General features: G+C 70.6%; 23 protein-coding genes and 1 pseudogene. 15 read left to right on the top strand and 9 right to left on the bottom strand.

Going from position 1 to position 21,772, the window contains the following annotated elements; all coding sequences use genetic code 11:
• From AMIS_RS10765 to AMIS_RS10755, 3 genes are read left to right on the top strand one after another with little or no spacing between them, the layout of a single operon-like run.
• Positions 1–906: an SDR family NAD(P)-dependent oxidoreductase gene (locus AMIS_RS10765; RefSeq protein WP_014442291.1), complete on the top strand. Its 906-nt coding sequence runs from the start codon at positions 1–3 to the stop codon at positions 904–906.
• Positions 903–1,358, top strand: a complete 456-nt coding sequence (locus tag AMIS_RS10760; protein ID WP_014442290.1) for a pyridoxamine 5'-phosphate oxidase family protein — start codon at positions 903–905, stop codon at positions 1,356–1,358. Before AMIS_RS10765 ends, AMIS_RS10760 begins: the two co-directional genes overlap by 4 nt.
• Before the next feature lie 11 nt (positions 1,359–1,369).
• Entirely contained in the window at positions 1,370–1,963 is a 594-nt protein-coding gene (locus tag AMIS_RS10755; protein WP_014442289.1) for a TetR/AcrR family transcriptional regulator, read from the top strand.
• Between the two features lie 19 nt (positions 1,964–1,982).
• Here the strand turns inward: AMIS_RS10755 and AMIS_RS10750 are convergent, their stop codons facing one another.
• Genes AMIS_RS10750 through AMIS_RS10740 form a run of 3 tightly spaced genes read right to left on the bottom strand, consistent with a single transcriptional unit; the run spans position 1,983 to position 5,296 of the window.
• Positions 1,983–2,987: an MBL fold metallo-hydrolase gene (locus AMIS_RS10750; RefSeq protein WP_014442288.1), complete on the bottom strand. Its 1,005-nt coding sequence runs from the start codon at positions 2,985–2,987 to the stop codon at positions 1,983–1,985.
• A gap of 43 nt (positions 2,988–3,030) precedes the next feature.
• A complete protein-coding gene (locus tag AMIS_RS10745) occupies positions 3,031–4,539 on the bottom strand; it encodes an aldehyde dehydrogenase family protein (RefSeq protein WP_014442287.1) in 1,509 nt (502 codons plus the stop codon).
• A 25-nt stretch (positions 4,540–4,564) separates the two neighbouring features.
• Entirely contained in the window at positions 4,565–5,296 is a 732-nt protein-coding gene (locus AMIS_RS10740) for an SDR family oxidoreductase (RefSeq protein ID WP_014442286.1), read from the bottom strand.
• A 49-nt stretch (positions 5,297–5,345) separates the two neighbouring features.
• Between AMIS_RS10740 and AMIS_RS10735 the strand changes: the two genes are divergently transcribed.
• The 4 genes from AMIS_RS10735 to AMIS_RS10720 are packed head-to-tail and all read left to right on the top strand — an operon-like array spanning position 5,346 to position 8,633.
• The gene (locus tag AMIS_RS10735; RefSeq protein WP_014442285.1) at positions 5,346–6,083 is read left to right on the top strand and encodes an enoyl-CoA hydratase family protein; all 738 of its coding nucleotides are present in this window, start codon (positions 5,346–5,348) and stop codon (positions 6,081–6,083) included.
• Positions 6,080–6,901 carry a CoA transferase subunit A gene (locus AMIS_RS10730; RefSeq protein WP_014442284.1) on the top strand — a complete coding sequence of 274 codons (822 nt, stop codon included), beginning with the start codon at positions 6,080–6,082 and terminating at the stop codon, positions 6,899–6,901. The genes AMIS_RS10735 and AMIS_RS10730 overlap by 4 nt, the downstream gene beginning before the upstream one ends.
• A complete protein-coding gene (locus AMIS_RS10725; RefSeq protein WP_014442283.1) occupies positions 6,898–7,584 on the top strand; it encodes a CoA-transferase subunit beta in 687 nt (228 codons plus the stop codon). Before AMIS_RS10730 ends, AMIS_RS10725 begins: the two co-directional genes overlap by 4 nt.
• Positions 7,581–8,633, top strand: a complete 1,053-nt coding sequence (locus AMIS_RS10720) for an NAD(P)H-dependent flavin oxidoreductase (protein WP_014442282.1) — start codon at positions 7,581–7,583, stop codon at positions 8,631–8,633. Before AMIS_RS10725 ends, AMIS_RS10720 begins: the two co-directional genes overlap by 4 nt.
• On the opposite strand, the gene AMIS_RS10715 is transcribed toward AMIS_RS10720, so the two are convergent.
• A complete protein-coding gene (locus tag AMIS_RS10715) occupies positions 8,617–9,738 on the bottom strand; it encodes an acetyl-CoA C-acyltransferase (RefSeq protein ID WP_014442281.1) in 1,122 nt (373 codons plus the stop codon). The genes AMIS_RS10720 and AMIS_RS10715 overlap by 17 nt on opposite strands.
• Positions 9,739–9,808: 70 nt before the next feature.
• Here AMIS_RS10715 and AMIS_RS10710 point away from each other — a divergent pair, with 70 nt between their 5' ends.
• The 3 genes and pseudogenes from AMIS_RS10710 to AMIS_RS10700 all read left to right on the top strand — a co-directional run bounded on the left by AMIS_RS10710 (position 9,809) and on the right by AMIS_RS10700 (position 12,380).
• Positions 9,809–10,924 (top strand): acyl-CoA dehydrogenase family protein, encoded by a 1,116-nt coding sequence (locus AMIS_RS10710; protein ID WP_014442280.1) that lies wholly within the window; start codon positions 9,809–9,811, stop codon positions 10,922–10,924.
• A 200-nt stretch (positions 10,925–11,124) separates the two neighbouring features.
• Positions 11,125–11,520, top strand: a pseudogene (locus tag AMIS_RS10705) (acyl-CoA dehydrogenase family protein); the annotation flags it as partial.
• Positions 11,517–12,380 carry a TIGR03619 family F420-dependent LLM class oxidoreductase gene (locus AMIS_RS10700; RefSeq protein ID WP_014442278.1) on the top strand — a complete coding sequence of 288 codons (864 nt, stop codon included), beginning with the start codon at positions 11,517–11,519 and terminating at the stop codon, positions 12,378–12,380. The pseudogene AMIS_RS10705 and the gene AMIS_RS10700, both read left to right, overlap by 4 nt.
• 76 nt (positions 12,381–12,456) lie before the next feature.
• Here the strand turns inward: AMIS_RS10700 and AMIS_RS10695 are convergent, their stop codons facing one another.
• From AMIS_RS10695 to AMIS_RS10685, 3 genes are read right to left on the bottom strand one after another with little or no spacing between them, the layout of a single operon-like run.
• A complete protein-coding gene (locus tag AMIS_RS10695; protein WP_051041896.1) occupies positions 12,457–13,623 on the bottom strand; it encodes a sulfotransferase family protein in 1,167 nt (388 codons plus the stop codon).
• Entirely contained in the window at positions 13,587–14,348 is a 762-nt protein-coding gene (locus AMIS_RS10690; protein WP_014442276.1) for an SDR family oxidoreductase, read from the bottom strand. Before AMIS_RS10690 ends, AMIS_RS10695 begins: the two co-directional genes overlap by 37 nt.
• 4 nt (positions 14,349–14,352) lie before the next feature.
• A complete protein-coding gene (locus AMIS_RS10685; protein ID WP_014442275.1) occupies positions 14,353–15,480 on the bottom strand; it encodes a hypothetical protein in 1,128 nt (375 codons plus the stop codon).
• A gap of 79 nt (positions 15,481–15,559) precedes the next feature.
• On the opposite strand from AMIS_RS10685, the gene AMIS_RS10680 reads away from it, so the two are divergent.
• The gene (locus tag AMIS_RS10680; protein WP_014442274.1) at positions 15,560–16,564 is read left to right on the top strand and encodes an alcohol dehydrogenase catalytic domain-containing protein; all 1,005 of its coding nucleotides are present in this window, start codon (positions 15,560–15,562) and stop codon (positions 16,562–16,564) included.
• Between the two features lie 946 nt (positions 16,565–17,510).
• Here the strand turns inward: AMIS_RS10680 and AMIS_RS10675 are convergent.
• Complete coding sequence (locus AMIS_RS10675) at positions 17,511–19,391, bottom strand: ABC transporter ATP-binding protein (RefSeq protein ID WP_014442273.1); 1,881 nt, start codon at positions 19,389–19,391, stop codon at positions 17,511–17,513.
• A 131-nt stretch (positions 19,392–19,522) separates the two neighbouring features.
• Positions 19,523–20,059, bottom strand: a complete 537-nt coding sequence (locus tag AMIS_RS10670; protein ID WP_157434814.1) for a hypothetical protein — start codon at positions 20,057–20,059, stop codon at positions 19,523–19,525.
• 140 nt (positions 20,060–20,199) lie between these two features.
• Here AMIS_RS10670 and AMIS_RS10665 point away from each other — a divergent pair, with 140 nt between their 5' ends.
• Genes AMIS_RS10665 through AMIS_RS10650 form a run of 4 tightly spaced genes read left to right on the top strand, consistent with a single transcriptional unit; the run spans position 20,200 to position 21,690 of the window.
• The gene (locus AMIS_RS10665) at positions 20,200–20,436 is read left to right on the top strand and encodes a helix-turn-helix domain-containing protein (RefSeq protein ID WP_014442271.1); all 237 of its coding nucleotides are present in this window, start codon (positions 20,200–20,202) and stop codon (positions 20,434–20,436) included.
• Positions 20,433–20,792, top strand: a complete 360-nt coding sequence (locus AMIS_RS10660) for a hypothetical protein (RefSeq protein WP_014442270.1) — start codon at positions 20,433–20,435, stop codon at positions 20,790–20,792. Before AMIS_RS10665 ends, AMIS_RS10660 begins: the two co-directional genes overlap by 4 nt.
• A complete protein-coding gene (locus AMIS_RS40390) occupies positions 20,789–21,490 on the top strand; it encodes a helix-turn-helix domain-containing protein (protein WP_014442269.1) in 702 nt (233 codons plus the stop codon). Before AMIS_RS10660 ends, AMIS_RS40390 begins: the two co-directional genes overlap by 4 nt.
• Positions 21,487–21,690, top strand: coding sequence for a hypothetical protein (locus AMIS_RS10650; protein WP_014442268.1), 204 nt, complete (start codon positions 21,487–21,489; stop codon positions 21,688–21,690). Before AMIS_RS40390 ends, AMIS_RS10650 begins: the two co-directional genes overlap by 4 nt.
• The last annotated feature ends 82 nt before the right edge of the window (positions 21,691–21,772 follow it).

Genomic DNA, 21,772 nt, shown 5'->3' with positions numbered 1-21,772 from the left:
ATGACCACCAGGACGGCCATCGTGACGGGCGCCGGGCAGGGGCTCGGCGCGGCCGAGGCGACGGCTCTCGCCGCGGCCGGCTATCGCGTGGTGCTCAACGACCTGCCGGGACCGGCGCTGGACGCGACGGTGGAGCGGATCCGGGACAGCGGGGGCGAGGCGGTCGCCTGTCCCGGCGACGTCGCCGAGTGGTCGACCGCCGAGTCCCTGGTGACGACCGCGGTCGAGCGGTTCGGCGGGCTCGACGTGCTGGTCAACAACGCCGGCGTGCTCCGCGACCGGATGGTCTTCGCGATGAGCGAGCAGGAGTGGGACACGGTGATCCGGGTGCACCTCCGCGGGCACTTCGTGACGACCCGGCTCGCCACCGCGTACTGGCGAGAAAAAACCAAGAAGAACGGCTTCCCCGCGTACGCCCGGATCGTCAACACCGCGTCGGAGGCCTTCCTTCTCGGCTCGGCGGGGCAGGCCAACTACGCGGCGGCCAAGGGCGGGATCGTCGCTCTGACGCTCGCCACCGCGCGGGGATGCGCGCGCTACGGCGTCCGGGCGAACGTCATCTGCCCCCGCGCGCGCACCGCGATGACGAGCGAGCTGATGGGCCCGCCGCCGGAGGGCCCCGATCCGCTCGACCCGGGACACGTCACCCCGCTGGTGCTGCACCTGGCCGGTCCGGCCGGTGAGCGGATCACCGGTGAGGTGTTCGTGGTGCACGGTGACGTGGTCGCGGTGCTCGGGCCGCCGACCGTGCGGGCCAGCTTCCACGCCGCGACCGGCGACTGGACCGCGCACGAGTTGGACGCCGCGCTCAGCACGGTCTTCACGGCGGACCCGCCGCAGCCGGGCTTCGTGTGCGAGGAGACATTACCGTTGGCCGATACGACCTTCGGTGAGGAGTCCCGGTGAAGCAGCGCGAGACGGTGACGATGAGCGGCGACGAGGTGACCGGGCTGCTGTCGCGGGCACGGAAGATGCAGCTCGCCACAATCAACCCGGACGGGACACCGCACCTCGTCACGATGTTCTTCGGGCTGGCCGGCGACGGCGGGATCGCGTTCTGGACCTACCGGTCGTCGCAGAAGGCGCTGAACCTGGCCCGCGATCCGCGCGTGACGTGCCTGGTCGAGGACGGTGAGGACTACTTCGAGCTGCGCGGCGTGCAGGTGTCCGGGGTGGTGCGCCGGATCGACGACCTGCCGGGGGTGACCGAGGTCGGCCGGCTGATCGCGGATCGGATGCCGGATGTGCCACGGGACGCGCTCGACGCGTACGTGGCGCATGCGGCCCGCAAGCGTGCCGCCTACGTCGTGGAACCGCTCCGGGTCGTCAGCTGGGACCATCGCAAGCTGCTCGACTAACCTGATCTCCCATGTCTGCTGGAACCCAGGCCGGGCGGCCGCGCGACCCGGAGGTCGACGAGCGGATCACCCGGGCCGCCGCCGAGCTGTTCGGCGCGCACGGCTGGTCGGGCTTCTCGGTAGACGCGGTGGCCCGGCGCGCCGGCGTCGGCAAGGCCTCGATCTATCTGCGCTGGCCGAACAAGGAGGCGCTGCTGGTCGCGGCCCTGGCCGGCCGCCTGTCCGGGGTGAAGGACATCGACACCGGTTCGGTCCGTGACGACCTGGTGGCCCTGGCCCGCCAGGTGCTGAACGCGTTCCTCGGCGAGGACGGCGGCGCGCTGCTGCGGCTGACCGTCGAGGCGGCGAGCGTCCCGGCCGGTCAGGAGCATCTGGACCGGTTCCTGCAGTCGCAGGCCGCCGCGGCGCGCGCGATCGTGCGCCGTGGCATCGAGCGCGGCCAGCTCGGCCCGGACACCAGCGTGACCCTGCTGCTCGACACGATCAGCGGGGGCGCGCTCAACCACGCTCTGGTGGCGCCGGCCCGGCTGCGCGATCAGGTGGCGGCCGGCGCCGACAGGTACGCCGAGGAACTCGTCGACTTCGTGCTCAGATCGGTTACCTGAGCTGAGAGCTCAGATCCGGCTACCTGAGCTGAGGGCTCAGATCGGCCGCCTGAGGGCTCGGATCAGTGACGTGACCGTCCGCCGAGCGGGTCAGCCGCCCGGTGGACACCAGCAGCTCCACGTGCGCCGCGGTCTCCGCCACCGCGCCCACCTTCATCGGCCCGATCCGCTCCCAGGGCCGGGACCAGGTCAGCGCCGCGGCCACCTCCCAGATCGTCGGCGCGCCGAGCCGCCGCACGGTCGCCACGATCTCCTCGCACCGCTCGTGGTGGTGTGCGGTCAGCGCGGCGCAGCGGTCCGCGATTCCCCGGAACCGGTGCTCGTGACCGGGCAGCGCCTCGCAGTCGTCGAAGGCGGACACCTTGGCGAGCGAGTCCAGGTATTGCCCCAGCGGGTCGGAATCGCTGAACGTCAGCCCGATGTTGGGGCTGATCCGGGGCAGCACGTGGTCGCCGGTGAGCAGCAGCTGCGCGTCCGGTTCCAGCAGGCAGAGGTGGCCGGGGGTGTGCCCGGGCGTCCAGATCGCCCGCAGTGTGCGGCCGGGCAGCGGGATCAGGTCGCCGTCCTCCAGCAGGACGTCGGCATCGGCGAACCCGGCGAAGTGCCGGTCGGCCTCGCTGCCGAACGTGCTGAGCAGCCGGCCCGCCTCGGCCTCCGGCACGTTGAAGGCGCGCATCCACCCGCCGAGGGCGCGGCTCGGCGCGGTCTCCCGGTTGCGCAGCATCGAGGCCTGCTCGGCCGGGTGCATGGCCACCCAGGCGCCGGACGCGTCGCGCAGCCGGGCGGTCAGCCCGTGGTGGTCCGGGTGGACGTGGGTGAGCACCACGCCCGTCACGTCGGCGGGTGTGGCGCCGGCGAACTCCAGCCCGGCGACCAGGGCGTCCCAGCCGGTGTCGCTGTCCCAGCCCGGGTCGACCACGACCAGGCCGTGGTCGCCGGGGACCAGGTACGACAGCGTGTAGCGCAGCGGGTTGTCCGGGATCGGGACGGCCACCGACACGAGCCCACCGGGCAGCTTCTCCACGTCAACCCACCTTCCTAGACGACTGTCGTCTAGGAAGGTGAGGTTACATCATCTCGTCGGTCGTCGGGATCAGCACGGTCTTGAGCTCGGTGTACGCCTCGATCGACGTGCGCCCGCCCTCCCGGCCCAGCCCGGACTGCCCGAATCCGCCGAAGGCCACATGCGGCTCCAGCTGGTATCCGTTGATCCCGACGGTTCCGGCGCGCACCGCCTTGGCCAGCCGCATCGCCCGCTTCACGTCACCGGTCCAGACCGTGGCGGCCAGCCCGTACGTCGTGTCGTTCGCCAGCCGCACGGCCTCCTCCTCGTCGGTGAACGGCACGACCGCCAGCACCGGCCCGAAGATCTCCTCGCGCGCGATCGTGGCGTCGTTGCTGACATCGGCGAACACCGTCGGCATCACGAAGTTGCCGGCCGCCAGCTCCCCGTCCGGCCGCCCGCCGCCGACCACGAGCCGGCCGCCCTCGGCCTGTCCCCGCTCGATGTAGCCGAGGACCCGGTTCATCTGCCGCTCGTTGATCAGCGGGGACGCGGTGGTCTCCGGATGGAACGGGTCGCCGTAGTTGACCAGCGCGGCCATCCCCTCGGTGACCGCCAGGAAGTCGTCGTAGACGTCACGGTGGACCAGCGCGCGGGTGTGCGCCACGCACGCCTGACCGGAGAGGCCCAGGGTCACCGTGCCCATCGTGGTGGCCGCGGCCGCGTAGACGTCGGCGTCCGGGAAGACCAGCGACGGGCTCTTGCCGCCCAGCTCCAGGCTGGTCCGCTTCATCCCGGTCGACGCGGCGGCTAGCACCCGCTGCCCGACGGCCCGGCTGCCGGTGAAGGTGATCTTGTCGACCAGCGGGTGGTTGATCAGGGCGTCGCCGGTCGGCTCGCCGGGCCCGGTCACCACGTTGAGCACACCCTCCGGCAGGCCGGCCGCCTCGACGATCCGGGCCAGGCGCAGGGCGGCGAACGTCGCGTACTCACTCGGCTTGAGCACCACCGTGCAGCCGGCCGCGAGAGCCGGGGCGAGCTTCTGGGCGGCCAGCAGCAGCGGGCCGTTCCACGGGATGACCGCGGCCACCACGCCGACCGGCTCGCGCAGGGTGAGCACCAGGTGGTCGCCGCCCTGATAGCCGGGGAGCGTCTCGCCGCCGAGCTTGTCGACCCAGCCGGCGTGGTGCTCGAAGACGTCCGCCACGCACTCGATCGACATCGCGTAGGTCTCGCCGAAGCTGATCGGCACCCCGTTGTCCAGCGACTGCGTCGACTGCAGGCCGACGGCGTCGGCGCGGATCGCGTCGGCGATCCGGCGCAGCACCCGGATGCGTTCCTTCGCACGGGTACGCGGCCACGGCCCCTCGTCGAAGGCGCGGCGCGCCGCCCGGACCGCCGCGTCCACGTCCCCGGCGGTGGCCACCGCGAACGCGCCGACCTCCTCGCCGGTGGCCGGATGCGGGTGGACCCAGGTGCGCCCGTCGGCGGCCGGGCGCCAGGCTCCGCCGATCAGCAGCTCGCCCGTGGAGATGCCGAGTTCGTCGCGCTTGGACTTGATCGAGAGAACCACCGCGCACCCCTAACTGGAACGTGTTCTATTTCTCGGGAATGTACGCCCCGGGCCGCAGCTCCGCCAGATACGCCGGCCACTCGCCACCGCCGTGCACCGCGAGCGCCGCCCCGCTCACGTAACCGGCCAGCGGCGACGCCAGCAGCAGACAGGCGCCGGCCACGTCCTCGGGCGCGGCGGCCCGGCCCAGCGGGATCGTCCCGGCGGCCGTGGCGTCGTCCCCGACCGGACCGACGATGAGGCTGTTCACCCGTACCCTCGGACCCCACTCGACCGCGAGCGACGCGGCAAGATGGAGCAGACCGGCTTTGGCGGCGCCGTAGGCGGCGGTCCCCGGAGAGGGCCGGATCCCGCTCACGCTGCTGATCATCAGGATCACCCCACCACCGGGCTGGCCGCGCATCGCCGTGTTCGCCGCCTGCGCCACGTGCAGCGGCGCGACCAGGTTCAGATCGATGACCGCGGCGTGCAGCCGGGGCGAGGCGACGTCGGCGAAGACCTGCGGGCTGCCACCGGCGTTGTTGACGACCACGTCGAGCCGCCCGTGCCGACGCACCGCCTCGGCGATCAGCGCGGCCGCCTGATAGGGGTCGCGCACGTCGGCCCGGAAGAAGTCCTCGGTCGCGTCCGGCTGGGCGCGGCCGCAGACCAGGACCCGCGCGCCGGCGGCACGGAACGCGCGGGCGATGGCGGCGCCGAGGCCGCGGGTGCCGCCGGTGACGACCACCGAGCGGCCGGTGAAATCGAGGGCGTCCATGAGGATCGATCCTAGCTACCCGAGCAAGCGCTAGGTTACGCTCGCCGCCATGGGCGTGCGGCTGCACAGCGGCGCTGTCGCTGAGGTGATCATCGAGTTCCCACCGGTCAACGCGCTGCCGGCGGAGGGCTGGCACACGCTCGCCCGCGCGCTCGGCACGGCCGCCGCCGATCCCCGGACCCGGGCCGTGGTGCTCGCGGCCGACGGGCGTGGCTTCTGCGCGGGCGTCGACATCAAGGAGATGCAGCGCACCGAGGGTCACGAGGCGCTGCTCGCGGCGAACCGGGGGTGCGCGGCAGCGTTCGCCGCCGTCTACGAGTGCCCGGTTCCGGTCATCGCGGCGGTGCACGGGTTCTGCCTCGGCGGCGGGGTGGGCCTGGCCGGCAACGCCGACCTGGTGATCGCCTCCGACGACGCGGTGTTCGGCCTGCCCGAAGTCGATCGGGGCGCGCTCGGCGCGGCCACCCATCTGGCCCGGCTCGTCCCGCACCAGCTGATGCGGACCATGGTCTACACGTGCCGGACGGTGCCGGCGCGGGACCTGGTGCGGTTCGGGACGGTGCTGGAGGTGGTGCCGGACAGAGGGCTGCGCGCGGCGGCGCGGCGGGTGGCGGCGGAGATCGCGGCCAAGGACCCGGTCGTGATCAGGGCGGCCAAGGCGTCGCTCAACGGGATCGATCCGATGGACGTGAAGCGGTCCTACCGGTTCGAGCAGGGCTTCACCTTCGAGCTGAATCTGAACGGCGCCGGCGACCGGGCGCGGCAGCGGTTCGTGGAGGGCAGATGAGCGTCGCGACGCTGACCGAGATGGTGGACGAGATCCGGGACGGGATGACCGTCGGGATCGGCGGGTGGGGGTCGCGGCGCAAGCCGATGGCGCTGGTCCGGGCGCTGCTCCGGGCCGGGCGGCGCGATCTCACGGTCGTCACCTACGGCGGGCCGGACGTGGGCCTGCTGACGGCGTCGGGGTGTGCGCGCCGGATCGTCACGGGTTTCGTCTCGCTCGACAGCATCCCCCTGGAACCACATTTCGCCCACGCCCGCCAGAACGGGAATGTCGCCCTGACCGAATATGACGAGGGGATGCTCTACTGGGGCCTGCTGGCGGCCGCCAACCGGCTCCCGTTCCTGCCCATCCGCGCCGGGCTCGGCTCCGACGTGATGCGAGTGAATCCGCAGCTTCGCACGGTCCGATCCCCCTACGGAGACGATCTGCTCGTCGCGATGCCCGCTCTCGACCTGGATGTCGCCATGATCCACCTCAACCTCGCGGACGACGGCGGCAACGGACGCTACCTGGGCCCCGACCCCTATTTCGACGACCTCTTCTGCCAAGCGGCGAAACGCCGCTTCCTCACCTGCGAGCGCATCGTCCCCACCACGGAACTGGTCGGTGCCGGTCCCCCGCAGACCCTCCTCACCAACCGTTCCATGATCGACGCTGTGGCCGAGACCCCGCACGGCGCGCACTTCACCAGCTGCGTCCCCGACTACGGGCGGGACGAGGAGTTCCAGCGCGAGTACGCGACCACCGACTGGGACACGTTCCGGGCCCGCTACCTCGACGGTGACGAGAGCGACTACCAGAAGGCGATCCGCCGATGACCACCCGTGCGGAGATCTGCGTGACCGCCTGCGCGGAGGCCTGGCGGGGCGACGGCGCGATCCTGGCGAGCTTCGCCGGGACCGTCCCCGGGCTCGGCGCCCGCCTCGCTCAGCTCACGTTCGCCCCCGACCTGCTGGTCACCGACGGGGAGGCGACGCTGCTGCGGGACGACGCGGTCGAGGGCTGGCTGCCGTACCGGCAGGTCTTCGCCATGGTCGCGGCCGGAACCCGGCACGTCATGATGGGCGCCAGCCAGCTGGACCGGCACGGCAACTCCAACATCTCCTGCATCGGCGACTGGGAGCGACCGAAGCGCCAGCTCCTCGGCGTGCGCGGCGCGCCCGGCAACACGATCGGTCACACCACCAGTTACTGGGTGCCCCGGCACAGCCCCCGCGTCTTCGTCGAACACGTCGACATGGTCTCCGGCATCGGTGGGGACCGGGGCGCGCACGAGATCCGCGTCGTCGTCACCGACCTCGCCGTCCTCGACTTCGCCACGCCGGATCACACGATGCGGCTGCGCTCCACCCACCCTGGCGTCACCGTCCGGCAGGTCGTCGACGCGACAGGCTTCCCCCTGGTCGTTTCCGGTCAGGTGCCGCAGACCCGGATGCCCACGGCCGAGGAGCTCGCTCTGATCCGCGACCACCTCGACCCCGACGGCCGGCGGGACCGATGAGGACCGCGCTCACCGATCTGCTCGGCTGCCGGCACCCGATCGTGCAGACCGGGATGGGATACGTCGCCGGGGCCGGGCTGGTCTCGGCGGTCGGCAACGCCGGCGGTTTCGGCATCGTCGCCTCCGCGACCATGGCCCTGGAAACCCTGCGGGACACCATCCGGGAGATCCGCGCACGCTCCGATGCGCCCTTCGGGGTCAACGTACGGTCGGACGCCCCCGACGCGAGAGACCGGATCGACCTGCTGATCAGCGAGAAGGTGCGTCTCGCCTCGTTCGCCCTCGCGCCCGACCGCGACCTGATCCGCCGCTGCGCCGACAACGGGGTGCTGACCATGCCCTCGGTCGGCGCCCGCCGGCACGCCGAGAAGGTGGCCGCCTGGGGCGCCGACGCGGTGCTCGTGCAGGGCGGCGAGGGCGGCGGCCACACCGGTCCGGTGCCGACCACGCTGCTGTTGCCGCAGGTCGTCGACGCGGTGGACATCCCGGTCGTGGCGGCCGGCGGCTTCTTCGACGGTCGCGGGCTGGTCGCGGCACTCGCCTACGGCGCGGCCGGCATCGCGATGGGCACCCGGTTCCTGCTCACCACGGACAGCCCGGTCGACCTCGCGGTGAAACAGCTCTATCTGGACGCCGGCGTGACGGACACGGTCGTCACCACCGAGGTGGACGGGGTGCCGCATCGGGTGCTGCTCACCCCGTACATCCGAGGGCTGGAAAGATCGGGGAGGGTGAGCGCGCTGCTGCGCGCGACCAGGCACGCGGTCGCGTTCCGCCGCCTCGCAGGGCTCAGCTGGCCGGAACTGATCAGGGCGGGCCGCAGTGCTCGGCACGGGCGCGAGATGGGCTGGGCGCAAACCCTGCGGGCCGCGAGCACACCGGTCCTCCTGCGCACCGCGATGGTCGAAGGCCATCCCGAGTACGGGGTGATGTCCGCCGGCCAGGTGACCGGAGTGATCGACGACCTGCCGTCCTGCGCAGCCCTGATCACCCGGATCATGACCGAGGCGGAGACCGTCCTGAACCGTCTCCCTAGAGACGCTCGATGATTGTCACGTTGGCCTGGCCGCCGCCCTCGCACATCGTGACGAGTCCGTAGCGGCCGTCCCGGCGCTCCAGTTCGTGCAGGACGCCGACCAGCAGCCGCGCCCCCGTCGCGCCGAGCGGGTGTCCGAGAGCGATCGCCCCGCCGTTGACGTTGACCCGGTCCGGATCGGCGCCTGTCTCGCGCAGCCAGGCGAGCGCGACGCTGGCGAACGCCTCGTTGACCTCGAACACCGAGATGTCTGATATGTCGAGCCGGGCCCGCCGGAGCGCGTGGGCGGTCGCCGCGATCGGCGCGGTCAGCATGAGCACCGGATCGTCGCCGCGCGCGGAGAGGTGCTTGATCCGGGCTCGCGGCCGCAATCCGTGCTCTGCCATTCCCCGCGCGCTGGCGACCAGCAGCGCTGCCGCACCGTCCGCGATCTGGCTGGAGGTGGCCGCCGTGGTGACGCCGCCGTCCCGGAGCGGTTTCAACCCGGCCATCCCGGCTCGATCCGTGTCCCGTCGCGGGCACTCGTCGTCGCGGGTGTCCGCGATTTCATTTTTGAAACGGCCGCTGTCGATCGCGGTGATCGCCCGATGATGGCTCTTCAGCGCGTACTCCTCCAGCTCCGACCGGGTCAAACCCCACTTCGCGGCGATCTCGTCCGCGCTGCGGAACTGGGAGATCTCCGCCGTCCCGTACCGCTCCGCCCAGCCCGCCGACCCCCGGTAGGGACCGTCCGCGCCCATCGCGCTGCCGATCGGCACCCGGCTCATGCTCTGCACCCCGCCCGCCACCACCAGGTCCGCGCTCCCGCTGGCGACCGCCTGCGCCGCGAAGTGCACCGCCTGCTGGCCCGACCCGCACTGCCGGTCCACCGTGACACCGGGAACGTGTTCCGGGAGACCGGCCGCGAGCCACGCCGTCCGCGCGATGTCACCGGACTGCGGACCCAGCGTGTCGACACAGCCGAGGATCACGTCGTCGACCGCTGCCGGATCCGCGCCGGACCGCTCGAGCAGCGCCGTGATGACCGAACCCGCCAGGTCAGCGGGGTGCGCCGCGGCGAGGATGCCGCCACGCCTGCCGACCGGGCTGCGCACCGCCCCGACCAGAAACGCGTCCACTGTTGACGCCTCCCCACTCGCTGGGTCTACTGGTAGAACGCGTTCTAATCTAGCGGTTGCGGGGTGGCTCGTGCACGTCGGATACACACCGGAGCAGGAGAAGCTCCGCCTCTCGTTACGGTCCTACTTCGCCGAACTCATGACGCCCTCGCTGCGGCAGTCGCTCGACGACCCGGAAGGCGAGTACGGCGACGGCGCCGCCTACCGGGAGGTGGTCCGGCAACTGGGCCGCGACGGCTGGCTCTCGCTGGACAGGCTGTCCCGGATGGAGCAGCTGATCTTCACCGACGAGGCGGCGCTGGCCGGGGTCCCGGTGCCGTTCCTGACGCTCTACACCGTGGCGCCGACCATCGCGCGGCACGGCACCGCCGTACAGAAGGAAGATCTTCTGCCCCGGATCGCGGCAGGTGAGGCGCACTTCTCGATCGGGTACTCCGAGCCCGAGGCCGGCACCGATCTGGCGTCGCTGCGCACCCGGGCGGTCCGGAACGGCGACTCCTACGTGATCAACGGACAGAAGATGTGGACCAGCCTGATCCGCTACGCCGACTACGTCTGGCTCGCCTGCCGCACCGACCCGGACGCGCCCCGCCACCGCGGCCTGTCGATTCTGATCGTGCCCACCGACGCGCCCGGCTTCTCCTGGACGCCGGTCCGGACGGTGGCCGGGCCGACCACCAGCGCCACCTACTACTCGGACGTGCGGGTTCCGGCATCCGCGCTGGTCGGCGAGGAGAACCAGGGCTGGCGGCTGATCACCGACCAGCTCAACCACGAACGGGTCGCGCTGACCTCCGCGGCACCGCTGCAACGCTCACTGGCGGAGGTTCTGGCCTGGGCGAAAGCGAACGGCGTGACCGAAAGGGAGTGGGTCCGGCTGCACCTCGCGCGGGTGCACGCCAAGGTCGAGGTGCTGAAGCTCTTCAACTGGCGGGTGGCGTCCGGGACGCTCTCCCCGGTCGACGCGTCGGCCGGCAAGGTCTACGGCACCGAGCTCGCCATCGAGGCATACCGCCTGCTCCGGGAAGTGGTGAGCGCGGCGGGGACCGTGCCCGACGAGGCCGTGACCGGGCGCATCGAGCGCATGTGCCGCTCGTCCCTGATCCTGACGTTCGGCGGCGGCGCCAACGAGGTGCAGCGCGACATCATCGCGGCCGCCGCCCTCGGCCTGCCGGTCCGGCGATAGGAGCATCGATGGACTTCACGCTTCCCGACTCGGCCCGCGAGGCCGCGGCGCTCGCCCACGATCTCGCGACCTCCGGCCGCGATCTTCTCAAAGAGGCCCACGACGCCGGGTACGGGGTGATCGAGCGCACCGCCATTCTGATCGAACTCGGTCGTCAGGCCGCCGACGTCCCGATTCCCGCCGACCCCCTCAGCGCGGGCGCCTACCAGCTCGGCGTCGTCGAGAAGGCCCTCGAGATGACCGCCGCCCACGCCCGTGAGCGGGTGCAGTTCGGCCGGCCGATCGGCTCGTTCCAGGCCGTCTCGCAGCGGCTCGCCGACGCGTACATCGACGTCGAGGCGCTCCGGGTGGCGCTCTGGCAGGCCGTCTGGTGCTCCGCGAACGACCCGCCGGCGACCGCTGAGATCGCCACCGCCGCGTTCTGGGCGGCCGAGGCCGGCCATCGCGTGCTGCACACCGCGGTGCACGTGCACGGCGGGACCGGACTCGACCTCGACTATCCACTGCACCGGTACTTCCTCGCCGCCGAGCAGCACGAGTTCCGATCCGGCGGGGCGACCGCGCACCTGCTCACCCTGGGGACGGTTCTGACATGAAGTTCACGCTCGGCGTCGCCCTGAGCCCGATCGACCAGCTCACCGCACTGGCCGCCACCGCCGAGGAGTGCGGGTTCTCGTCGATCGCGCTGCCCGACTCGATCTTCTACTCCGAGCAGACCGAGGGGTCGTACCCGTACACGCCGGACGGCCGCCGTTTCTGGGACGCCGACACACCGTGGGCCGACCCGCTGATCGCCGCGGCCGCGATGGGCGCCGTCACCAGCCGGATCCACTTCTACACCCAGGTGCTGAAACTCGATCCGCGTAACCCGGTGCTGCTGGCCCGGCAGGTCGGATCGGTGGCGAACCTGACCGGCAACCGCTTCGGGCTGGGAGTCGGGCTCGGCTGGTCGCCGGAGGAGTCACACTGGTGCGGCGCGCCGTTCCGCGACCGGGGCGCCCGCGCCGACGAGGCGATCGACGTGCTCAAACTGATCCTCGGGGGCGGCATGGTGTCGTACCACGGGAAGCATTTCTCGTTCGAGAAACTGCAGATGAGCCCGGCGCCGAGCGCACCCGTGCCGATCTACGTGGGCGGGCACACCGAGCCGGCGCTGCGCCGCGCCGCCCGGGTCGGCGACGGCTGGTCGTCAGCGATGATGCGCCTCTCCGAACTGACCACGGTGATCGACCGGCTCGCGACCCTGCGCGCCGCAGCCGGCCGCGCCGACCGCCCCTTCGAGATCCAGGCCGTCTGCGTCGACCAGTTCGGGCTGGCGGGCTATCGCCGGCAGGCCGAAGCCGGCGTCACCGACGCGATAGTGGTCCCGTGGGTCTCGGCGGGCTTCGACGCTCCCCTGCGGGTCAAGCAGGACGCGCTGCGCCGCTTCGCCGACGAGGTGATCAGCAAGCTGTGACCACCCACCGGGTTTCCGTTCGCGTGCGCTCGCCGCCTCGATGTGGGTAACGCGAGCCGGGCGGCCCCTGCGCCGGCTACTGCGTGCTCGGCTCGAAAGCGCGGTCCACCTCGTCCGGGGTCAGGCCGTAGGTCTTCAGGTCGTAGACGTGCGCCGGTCTCCGCGTACCCCGCAGGCTCTCCGCGTGGGAAGCCCGCATGGCCGCCCGGGCCGCGCCGCTCAGCTCCAGGCCGAGGCGCGCGTAGATCGCGTCGACCGTGTCGAGCGGGGCGCGGACGAAATCCTCGTAACGGACGTCGATGAAACGGGACGGGTCGTGGCATTTGCGGGAGGCCGCGAAACGGTGCAGGCCGCGGGACCACAGGGTGAGCTGATCCGTTCCGAGGACCCGCCCGGAGAAGACCGTCGACCAGCCGTCGGAGGCGACCGCGTTGAGGCTGCAGACCGAGGCGATCACGCTGCGCGGGTCGCGATGGGTCTGGATTATCGTGGCGTCCGGATAGACGGCGAGCAGCGCGTCCAGCGCGAACAGATGGCTCGGATTCTTCAGCACCCAGCGCCGGCCCGGGTCGTTTCCGCCGATCAGTTCCAGATTGCGGCGGTGACGGCGATAGGCGCCGGTCCAGTCGGTCGCGGCCAGCCAGGACGAATACGACGGGATGTGCGCCGTGCACTCGAACGACACCGAGGTCATCGACTGGCAGAGCAACCGCCAGCATTCCTCCACCTCGTCCGGCCCGAGATGGTGCACACCGTCGAATGCGGAATGGGCCCGATAGGCGTCGCGCAGCATGGCGTAGACCGGATGCGCATCCCACGTCTTCCGCGGCGGGCGCGGTTGCGGGACCTCGGTCAGCCACAGTTCGAGGCCCTGATGGTCCGGGTCGGCGGCGAGCAGCCGGTGCAATGCCGTGGTTCCGGTGCGCGGCAGGCCGGTCACGAATATCGGCCGGGTCACCGGCGCCGCCGCCGGATATCGCCGCCACGCCGCCTCGCTGAGGAGCCGGGAGACCAGGGCACCGCGCAACAACCGCCGGGTCTGTTTGCTTCCGGCGGGCGTCAGACCCGCTTCTTCCCGGTACGCGGAAAGCAGCCTCCCCAGGCCTTCCCGATAGGACGGCTCGCCGAAGTCGTCGAGTCCGGTCATCCGGGTCGCGGACGCATGCAGATCGTCCATGGTGCCGACATCAGTGCGATCGGTGTCAGTCAATGGTGAAACTCCCCGCAGTTCACGTCGAGGCATTGCCCGGTGATGCCACGGGCCAGATCCGACGCGAGAAAGAGAGCCGCGTCGGCGACCTCGCCCGGCTCCGGCAATCGCCGCAGATCGGTCATCGCCGCCGTCTCGTCGTAGATCTGCTGAGCCGGCACCTCCCGTTGCGCGGCGAGATAGTCGAACCAGGCCCGCAACGTGTCCGCCCAGATCCAGCCGGGCGCCACCGAATTGACCCGCACCCCCGCCGGCCCGAGTTCACTCGCCAGATTCTGGGTGGCGGCGAGCAGGGCGGCCTTCGCGATTTTGTACGGCCCGAACGGTTTCCGGGAGTGCCGCAGCACCGCCGAATTGACCACCACGATCGAGCCGCGGGATGCGGCGAGGGACGGCGTGAACGCGCGGATCGTGCGCAGCGCCGCCACCACGTTGGCGTCGAACGACGCGGACAGGTCCGGCAGGTCCACGTGCGTGAGGCTGCGCATCGGCGGCATCGAGAACGCGTTGTGCACCAGCACGTCGACCCTGCCGAACTCGTCGGTCGCCGCGGCGGCCAGCCGTTCCGTGTCCACGGAATCGCCGAGGTCGACCGGGACGACGAGAGCCCGCCCGATCTTTTCCGCCACCTCTTTCAGAAACGAGGCGGTGCGGGCCGCCAGCACCACCTCGGCGCCGTATCCGGCGGCCCGCAGCGCGATCTCCTGACCCAGTCCCGGACCGACTCCGGCGACCACCACGACCTTTCCGGCGAGCACGACGTCACCCCAGCATGCGCTCGGCGGTGGCGGCCTGCCGGGCGGCGATCCGCGCCCGCCATTCCCCGGCGCTGATCGGCTCGAAATAGGGCAACTGTTCGGCGAGGTCGTCGACGGCGATGATGTCGACGCGGGGCCCGTCCTCGGCGGTCAGCGGCCGGGACAATCGCTGCCAGCGCAATTGCACGTATCCGCGCCGGTGCCCGGTCCGTTCCAGCCAGTTCGCCACGCCCGGATCGCGTTCGCTGATGACGAATCGCATCATGCCGTCCGGGTCGATCCGCGCCTGGTCCCGGGTGAGGCTGGTCTGGTGGTTGACGTAGTCCAGCGACACGTACCACATGCTGCCCAGCTGAATTCCCTGATAGGGGGCATCCGAGGCGGGAACCGTCACCACCATGGCCTGCGAATCGTCCAGGTCGTAATGCCCCACCGACGAGAACTGCGTGGAAAGCCCGCCCGGAGTGGACCGCGGCGTGGTGAGCGTGTTCACCGGCAGTCCCAGGTAGAAACGTTCGGCGAAAGCGAGGAAGGTGCGCAACCGGCTGATCAGGATCTTGCCGGCTACCCCGTACCGTTTGGTGACCCTGTCGAGGGTGACCGGCGGCGGCGCGGAACCGACCCGGTCGGCTCGGGCGATGCGCAGCGTTCCGGGTCGTTCGGTGGACCAGTCGCTGAAGACTTCGCGGACCACCAGCATCGCCGCTTTCGGCGCCGGGGCGAGCCGCAACGTGTACGACCCGTCGGCGCCGATCTCCAGTTCCCGGTCGTCGAATGCGGCCAGGCTGCCGGGCACGTCAACCGGTGAATAGTCGCCGTCGAGGATCTGGAAACTGAGGTCGGCTGTGGACCCGCGCACGCCGGTGACGACGTATTCGGCGTCGTCGCGCAGCCACGCGTGGAAATAGAGGGTGTCCGGGTTGTCGAGGCCCATTTTCGTGTAGGGACCCGTCGACCGTACGAAATAGGGATGGTCCCGCTCGTAGGCCCAGGCCATCTGCAGCGCACCCCGGATGCTGCCGGCCAGATAGTCGTAGCCCTCGGCGAGGTCGCGCTCGCCGCTCACGTGCGGCGCGCTGGTGATGATCTGCTCGGCGGTGCGGATCGCGTCCGCCAACGGCTTCGTCAACACGTGCTCGACACTAGAACTCGTTCTAACTTCTGGCAATGTACGCAGTTCATTCTGCGATAACGTGTTCCACGTGGACTCGATGCGCGCCTATCGGATGACCGGCTGGGGTGAGCCCCCGCAGACGACCACCGTCCCGGTCCCCGCGCCCGGCCCCGGGCAGATTCTGATCAGGGTGGCCGGCTGCGGACTGTGCCGTTCGGACCTCACGATGCGCCGGATCCCGCAGTCCGCGGGCACGGCGATGGGCTGGCAGATGCCGTTCACTCTCGGACACGAGACAGCCGGGCACGTCGCCGCGCTGGGCGCCGGCGCGGAGGGCTTCACGGTGGGCGAGGCAGTCGCGCTGGTCTCCCCCACGTCCTGCGGCACCTGCGACTTCTGCGTGCGCGGCCGGGACAGCGACTGCGCCGCCGGGCTGACCGGCCGGGGGTACGGGCGTGACGGCGGCCTGGCCTCGTTCGTGCTCGTTCCCGGTCGCCGTGACCTCTTGCGGCTCGGCGACCTCGACCCGCGCACGGCCGGCCCGCTCACCGACGCGGGCGCCACCGCCTACCACGCCGTCCGCCGGGCGCTGCCCCGGATCAGCCCGGGCGGAACCGTCGTGGTGATCGGCGCCGGCGGTCTCGGCGCGTTCGCCGTGCAGTTCCTGCGGGCGCTCACCGCCGCCTCGGTGATCGCGGTCGACCCGCTGCCGGCCCGGCGCGCCTACGCCACGTCGGTCGGCGCACACGCGGCCGAGGTGTCGACGCCCCGGCTCGCCGCGGACGCGGTCCTCGATTTCGCCGGCACCGACGAGACGATCACCGCGGGTGTGGCGGCCGTCCGGCCCGGCGGCGCCTACGGCCTGATCGGCTCGGCCGGCGGCACGTTGCGCCGCCCGTGGTTCGGCAACCTGCCCCGCGACGGCGAGGTCTTCACGTTCCAGGGCTCCACGATCGCCGACGCCCGGGAGGTGATCGCGCTGGCCCGGGCCGGTCTGATCCGTAACGAGGTCGAGGAGTTCGGCTTCGACGAGATCGGCACGGCCTACGAGCGGCTCGCCGGCGGCACCCTGGCCGGCCGGGCCGTGGTCACCGTGGACTGACCGGAGGGCCGTAGAGAGGTAGCTCCCGCAGCGCTGGGTTGAACTTCGTCTCGATCGAGGCGCGTCGCTGTTCCGGCACGGCCGTCAGGATCGCGGTCCGGTCATCCTTGGCGAGGCGGGCCAGGCCTGGGAGGAAGAGCGCAGCACGCCGCTGCGGAGGCCGGGAGAGGCGACGGACCCGCAGTCTGCCGTCAGCGGCACCGGGTCCGAGAACATGAGGGTCGCGTTCACACTGGGCGCTGCCCGCCGGGCGTGCGACGCGTCGGAAAGAGGGTGGTGGTCGCTCGCGACGCGACCACCACCCGTGCAGTGCCACTCAGCTTGAGTTGACGACCGGGGTGAGCTCCGGCTGTTCGTCGCGGGGTGCGGGATTCGGTCAGCCTGTGACGGTGGCTGGCCGGCGCAGGCACAACGGCCGCGAATCCTGCGCCGGCTACGGCTGGCACTCGCGGAACGCCACTCGGGCCACGTTGATCTCCCGTTCAGGTGGTGAGCGGCAGGGTGGCTCACGGTGGGCCCGTGCGTGGGTGGCGGCTCACGGTGGGCCCGTGCACGGGCGGCGACTCACGGTGGGCCCGTGCACGGGCGGCGACTCACGGTGGGCCCGTGCACGGGCGGCGACTCACGGTGGGCCCGTGCACGGGCGGCGACTCACGGTGGGCCCGTGCACGGGCGGCGACTCACGGTGGGCCCGTGCGTGGGGTGGCGGCGCACCGACATTCACGCTGGCCGCGATGAGGTCGCACCGAAACGGTTCGTGTGCTTCCATCCCGCCCTGGCCTTGATGAAACGCCACGCAGTCGTTGCGTGTGACCTCATCCACGCCGCTCCACTCCGTCAAACGAAGCAGCACGTCATCGGAAATTTGTCCGATCCGCGGATGACAACTGTTCAGGGCATCCGTGGCGGCGGGCATTCGCCACCCTCATGGAACCGATCCCGGTGATCAGGAAGCTGCTGTCCTGACGGTCTCGCTGAATTGGGTGTTGTGCAGTTCCTGGTAGCGACCGCCGGCCGCGAGCAGCTCGGTGTGCGTGCCGCGTTCGATCACGCGACCGTCTTCGATCACCAGGATCTGGTCGGCGGCGCGGACCGTGGACAACCGGTGCGCGATCACCACCGCGGTCCGGCCGTCGAGCGCCTCGCCGAGCGCCTCCTGCACCGCCAGCTCGGACGTCGAGTCGAGGTGCGCGGTCGCCTCGTCCAGCACCACCACCCGGGGTTTCGCCAGCAGCAGCCGCGCGATGGTGAGACGCTGACGCTCCCCGCCGGAGAGCCGGTAGCCGCGTTCACCGACCACCGTGTCCAGGCCGTCCGGCAGCGATCGCACCAGGTCGTCGATGCGGGCCCGGCGCAGCGCGTCCCACAACTCGTCCTCGGTCGCCTCCGGGCGGGCCAGCAGCAGATTGGCGCGCACCGACTCGTGGAACAGGTGACCGTCCTGGGTGACCATGCCGAGCGTCTCGCGCAGCGACGCCGCGGTCAGATCCTTCACGTCCACGCCGGCCAGCCGGACCGCGCCGTAACCGGCGTCGTAGAGCCGGGGCAGCAGCGACGCCATCGTGGACTTCCCGGCGCCGGACGAGCCGACCAGAGCGACCATCTGACCCGGTTCGGCCCGGAACGACACCTCGTGCAGCACCTCCACCCCACCGCGGGTGTCGAGCGTCGCCACCTCCTCCAGCGAGGCGAGCGAGACCTTGTCGGCGGACGGGTACGCGAACCGCACGTTGTCGAATTCCACCGACACTGGCCCGTCTGGAACTGATCGGGCGTCGGGCTTCTCCTCGATCAGCGGCTTCAGGTCCAGCACCTCGAACACCCGCTCGAAGCTGACCAGCGCGCTCATCATCTCGACCCTCGCGCTCGCCAGCGAGGTGAGCGGCGCGTAGAGCCTGGTCAGCAGGATGGCGAGCGCCACCACCGCGCCCGGTTCCAGCCGGCCGCGCAGCGCGTAGAAGCCGCCCAGGCCGTAGACCAGCGCGATCGCCACCCCGGAGACCGAGACCAGCGCGGTCAGGAACACCCACTGCGCCATCGCCGTGCGCACCCCGATGTCACGGACCCGGCGGGCCCGGGCGGCGAATTCCGCGGATTCCGCGCCGGGCCGCCCGTACAGTTTCACCAGCGTCGCGCCGGGCGCCGAGAAACGCTCGGTCATCTGCGTGTTCATGGCGGCGTTGTGCGTGGCCGCCTCCCGTTCCAGACCGGCGAGCCGCCGTCCCATCCGCCGGGCCGGCAGCACGAAAATCGGCAGCAGCACCAGCGACAACAGCGTGATCTGCCAGGAGATGCCGAGCATCACGATCAGCGTCAGAATCAGCCCGACCAGATTGCCGACCACGCCGGAAAGCGTGTCGCTGAACGCCCGCTGCGCCCCGATCACGTCATTGTTGAGCCGGCTCACCAGCGCGCCCGTGCGGGTCCGGGTGAAAAACGCCACCGGCATCTTCTGCACGTGATCGAAAACGGCCGTGCGCAGGTCGAGAATCAGCCCCTCACCGATCCCCGCGGAAAGCCACCGCTGCACCAGCCCCAGTCCCGATTCGGCAAGCGCGCACACGCCGATCGCCACCGCCAGACCGATGACGAGATCGACGTTCTCGCCGTCGACAATCGCGTCCACCACCCGCCCGGCAAGCACCGGAGTGGCAACGGCGAGCACCGCCGTCACCACGCTCACTAAAAGGAATCCGGCCAGTGCGCGCCGGTGCGGCCGCGCGAATCCCGCGATCCGCCGCAGCGTGGCCCGCGAGAACGGCCGCTTGTCGTCCTGCCGATGCATGGCGTGGTACATCGAGTTCCACGCCGCCATCTCCATGCTCATGTCGCCTCCCCCTCACAGGGAGGTTTGCACCTGAACGTAGGTAGAGGTCAAGGCGTTTTCAGTGTCGTATCAACCGGAGCCGGGAAATCACCGCTTATTGATCTCCGTTTGGCTTTGGGGTCACCGTGGGGTCACCGGCCTGTTCCGGTGGGCGTTTCACCGCCCCCGAAAGGGGTCGCCTGGTGATGCCCGTACGCCTCGCGCAGCAGTTCGTCGGCGCGCCGCTGGGCGAAGCGCTGCTGCTCGTCGAGCAGCTGCCTGACGAGAGCCTTCTTGCGGTCTTCGGGAAGGTTGGCGCCGATGAGTCGCAGGATCGGGTCGTCGGGCAGATCGTCATCGGTGGCGCGGGCGGCCTGCTCAGCTGGCGGTGTACTGGCTGCGATGCGGGGTTCGCCGCCGTCGAGGATGGCGGCGATGCTGCCGGCCGCCCACTGCAGGTCGTGTTCAAGGGCGTTGAGGGTGGCGGCGTGGTAGCCGGTCTTGCGGGCGGTTTCGATGTCGCCGAGGGTGCGGGCTTTGAGCCGGGTGACGGTGAGGAAGGCCTGCCGTGTGGGGTAGCCGAGTTGGATACGTCGGCGGATGACGTGGTGTGCGAGTTGTTCCCAGTCGGCGGGCATGCCCTCATTAAACAGGCACGGATCGGCAACATCGAGCAAGGGCCTGGTCATGTCATCACTCCCCCAACAGAACGGCGACATCTCGACGTTAGTCGATGAACGACGTCCGGCGGGGCGAACTTCGGCAACTTAGGCACGAAGATGCCGAACAGTGCTTGAAAACTTGCCAATCCGCGCCTACTGTTGCCGACATGCCTACTTACTCCGACGGCGACACCATCCGCCGCCTCCGTGAGGAGCAGGGCCTCAACCTGACCCAGTTCGCCGAACGCGTCGGTAAAGACCGCGGCTACGTATCGCGCATCGAGAACGGCCTCGCGAACGGGTCCCCTGCCACGCGGCTCGCTATGGCCCGCGTCCTCAACGTTCCGCTCACCCGCATCACCTTCCAGGCACCCCGGAACACCGTGTCGAAGGTCGCCGCATGAAAGAGACCTGGACGTTCGACGAGGTCACCGACTTCTACGCCCTCATGCTGTCCAACCTGCGCATCAGCGGAGCCACCCCCGACGGGGCCACCCCCATCGACAAGGTCGCCGAGCGCTGCGGAGTCTCCTCCATCAGCCTGCTGCGGGACTGCCGGGCCGACAAGGTGGAGCACGTCAACTACGGCACGGCCCGGTGCATGACCCCGCTGCAGGTCTCCAAGTTCCTCACCCAGTACAGCCGCGGCGGCGAACTCGGCAGCCCGGCCGTCACGCCCGAGGTCGATGAGATGGCCGCCGCCCGCGAGTCCTCCGCGAAGGCTCAAAGCCGGCGCGGCACGAAGAAGGCCGCGGCATGATGTTCTCGCCGCAGGACTGCCCTCCAACTCTCACGGACGGCACCGGCTACGTGTACGTCCTCGCCTTCTCCAACAGCACGATCAAGGTCGGGATGACGACGTCGCCGAAGACCCGCCTTACCGTGCACGTCTACAACAGCTCCCGGTTCGGCGTCGCCCTCACCGACTGGTGGCTGTCGCCAGCGCACTCCGGCTACCAGTTCACCGAACGTGCGGTGATTGCCCTCGCTCAGGCCCTGTCGCCTACTGGCCGGGCAATGAAGAAGACGCACGAATATTTCGAGGGCGTCGACTTTGCAAAGCTCGTCGAGCTCTGCGGTGAACTTGAACTCGGTGAAGGCACCGGCCCGTTTGTTAACAGTCTCCGCGCGAACGGTCTTCGCCGGCGAACCGCGGGATATCAGGTGGTGCGCCACGAGGAACCCGCCCTGCCAGCTTCGCGACCAACCGGCTCGCCCAGCCAATTCGGTCGGCTCATCGCCGATGCCAGAACCGCCAGAGGCCTGTCGCAGGATCAAGTTGCACAGGCAACCGGGGTGTCGCGGGCGTCGTTGACGCGCTGGGAGAACGGGAAAACCGATAACCCCGGCAGTGAGCAGGTCCGCGTCCTGTGCCTGTACCTCGGCATTCCCCTGCTGGAGGCCGTGATCGCGCTCGGCTACCTCGCCGAGGCCGACCTCACAGGGGTGACCCCATGAGCCCGGCCACGATCACCCCACTGCCTGGCGGTCAGGCGCTGTTCGTGTGGCGCGGTATCGAGCACACATTCGACGACGTGTTCGCCGCCCTGGCGGAGGCGGATCGCCGTGGCATTCCGGTGGAGCGGGTCGAGGTGGAGGCGTTCGCGCCTACCCCGGTCGTGGTCGTCGCGACGAGCCCGGCGCTCACCAGTTCCTGAGACACGAAAACGGCCCCCAATGCCCTGGGAGCCGTCCGCTTTCTGCACCTCACTCCGAGATGAGGCGTTATGACTGTCGATA

It is taken from the genome of Actinoplanes missouriensis 431 (genome assembly GCF_000284295.1).
In the GTDB taxonomy this organism is placed as follows: Bacteria; Actinomycetota; Actinomycetes; order Mycobacteriales; family Micromonosporaceae; genus Actinoplanes; species Actinoplanes missouriensis.
The sequence above is the reverse complement of the archived record's forward strand: the minus strand, read 5'-3'. Positions and strand labels throughout refer to the sequence as shown.

Bases quoted from the DNA above. Each gene is read 5' to 3' on its own strand.
- AMIS_RS10765 (WP_014442291.1), top strand. From the start codon at position 1: ATGACCACCAGGACGGCCATCGTGACGGGCGCCGGGCAGGGGCTCGGC.
- AMIS_RS10755 (WP_014442289.1), top strand. From the start codon at position 1,370: ATGTCTGCTGGAACCCAGGCCGGGCGGCCGCGCGACCCGGAGGTCGAC.
- AMIS_RS10740 (WP_014442286.1), bottom strand. From the start codon at position 5,296: ATGGACGCCCTCGATTTCACCGGCCGCTCGGTGGTCGTCACCGGCGGC.
- AMIS_RS10735 (WP_014442285.1), top strand. From the start codon at position 5,346: ATGGGCGTGCGGCTGCACAGCGGCGCTGTCGCTGAGGTGATCATCGAG.
- AMIS_RS10730 (WP_014442284.1), top strand. From the start codon at position 6,080: ATGAGCGTCGCGACGCTGACCGAGATGGTGGACGAGATCCGGGACGGG.
- AMIS_RS10725 (WP_014442283.1), top strand. From the start codon at position 6,898: ATGACCACCCGTGCGGAGATCTGCGTGACCGCCTGCGCGGAGGCCTGG.
- AMIS_RS10720 (WP_014442282.1), top strand. From the start codon at position 7,581: ATGAGGACCGCGCTCACCGATCTGCTCGGCTGCCGGCACCCGATCGTG.
- AMIS_RS10700 (WP_014442278.1), top strand. From the start codon at position 11,517: ATGAAGTTCACGCTCGGCGTCGCCCTGAGCCCGATCGACCAGCTCACC.
- AMIS_RS10695 (WP_051041896.1), bottom strand. From the start codon at position 13,623: ATGCCTCGACGTGAACTGCGGGGAGTTTCACCATTGACTGACACCGAT.
- AMIS_RS10680 (WP_014442274.1), top strand. From the start codon at position 15,560: ATGCGCGCCTATCGGATGACCGGCTGGGGTGAGCCCCCGCAGACGACC.
- AMIS_RS10675 (WP_014442273.1), bottom strand. From the start codon at position 19,391: ATGAGCATGGAGATGGCGGCGTGGAACTCGATGTACCACGCCATGCAT.
- AMIS_RS10670 (WP_157434814.1), bottom strand. From the start codon at position 20,059: ATGACCAGGCCCTTGCTCGATGTTGCCGATCCGTGCCTGTTTAATGAG.
- AMIS_RS10665 (WP_014442271.1), top strand. From the start codon at position 20,200: ATGCCTACTTACTCCGACGGCGACACCATCCGCCGCCTCCGTGAGGAG.
- AMIS_RS10660 (WP_014442270.1), top strand. From the start codon at position 20,433: ATGAAAGAGACCTGGACGTTCGACGAGGTCACCGACTTCTACGCCCTC.
- AMIS_RS40390 (WP_014442269.1), top strand. From the start codon at position 20,789: ATGATGTTCTCGCCGCAGGACTGCCCTCCAACTCTCACGGACGGCACC.
- AMIS_RS10650 (WP_014442268.1), top strand. From the start codon at position 21,487: ATGAGCCCGGCCACGATCACCCCACTGCCTGGCGGTCAGGCGCTGTTC.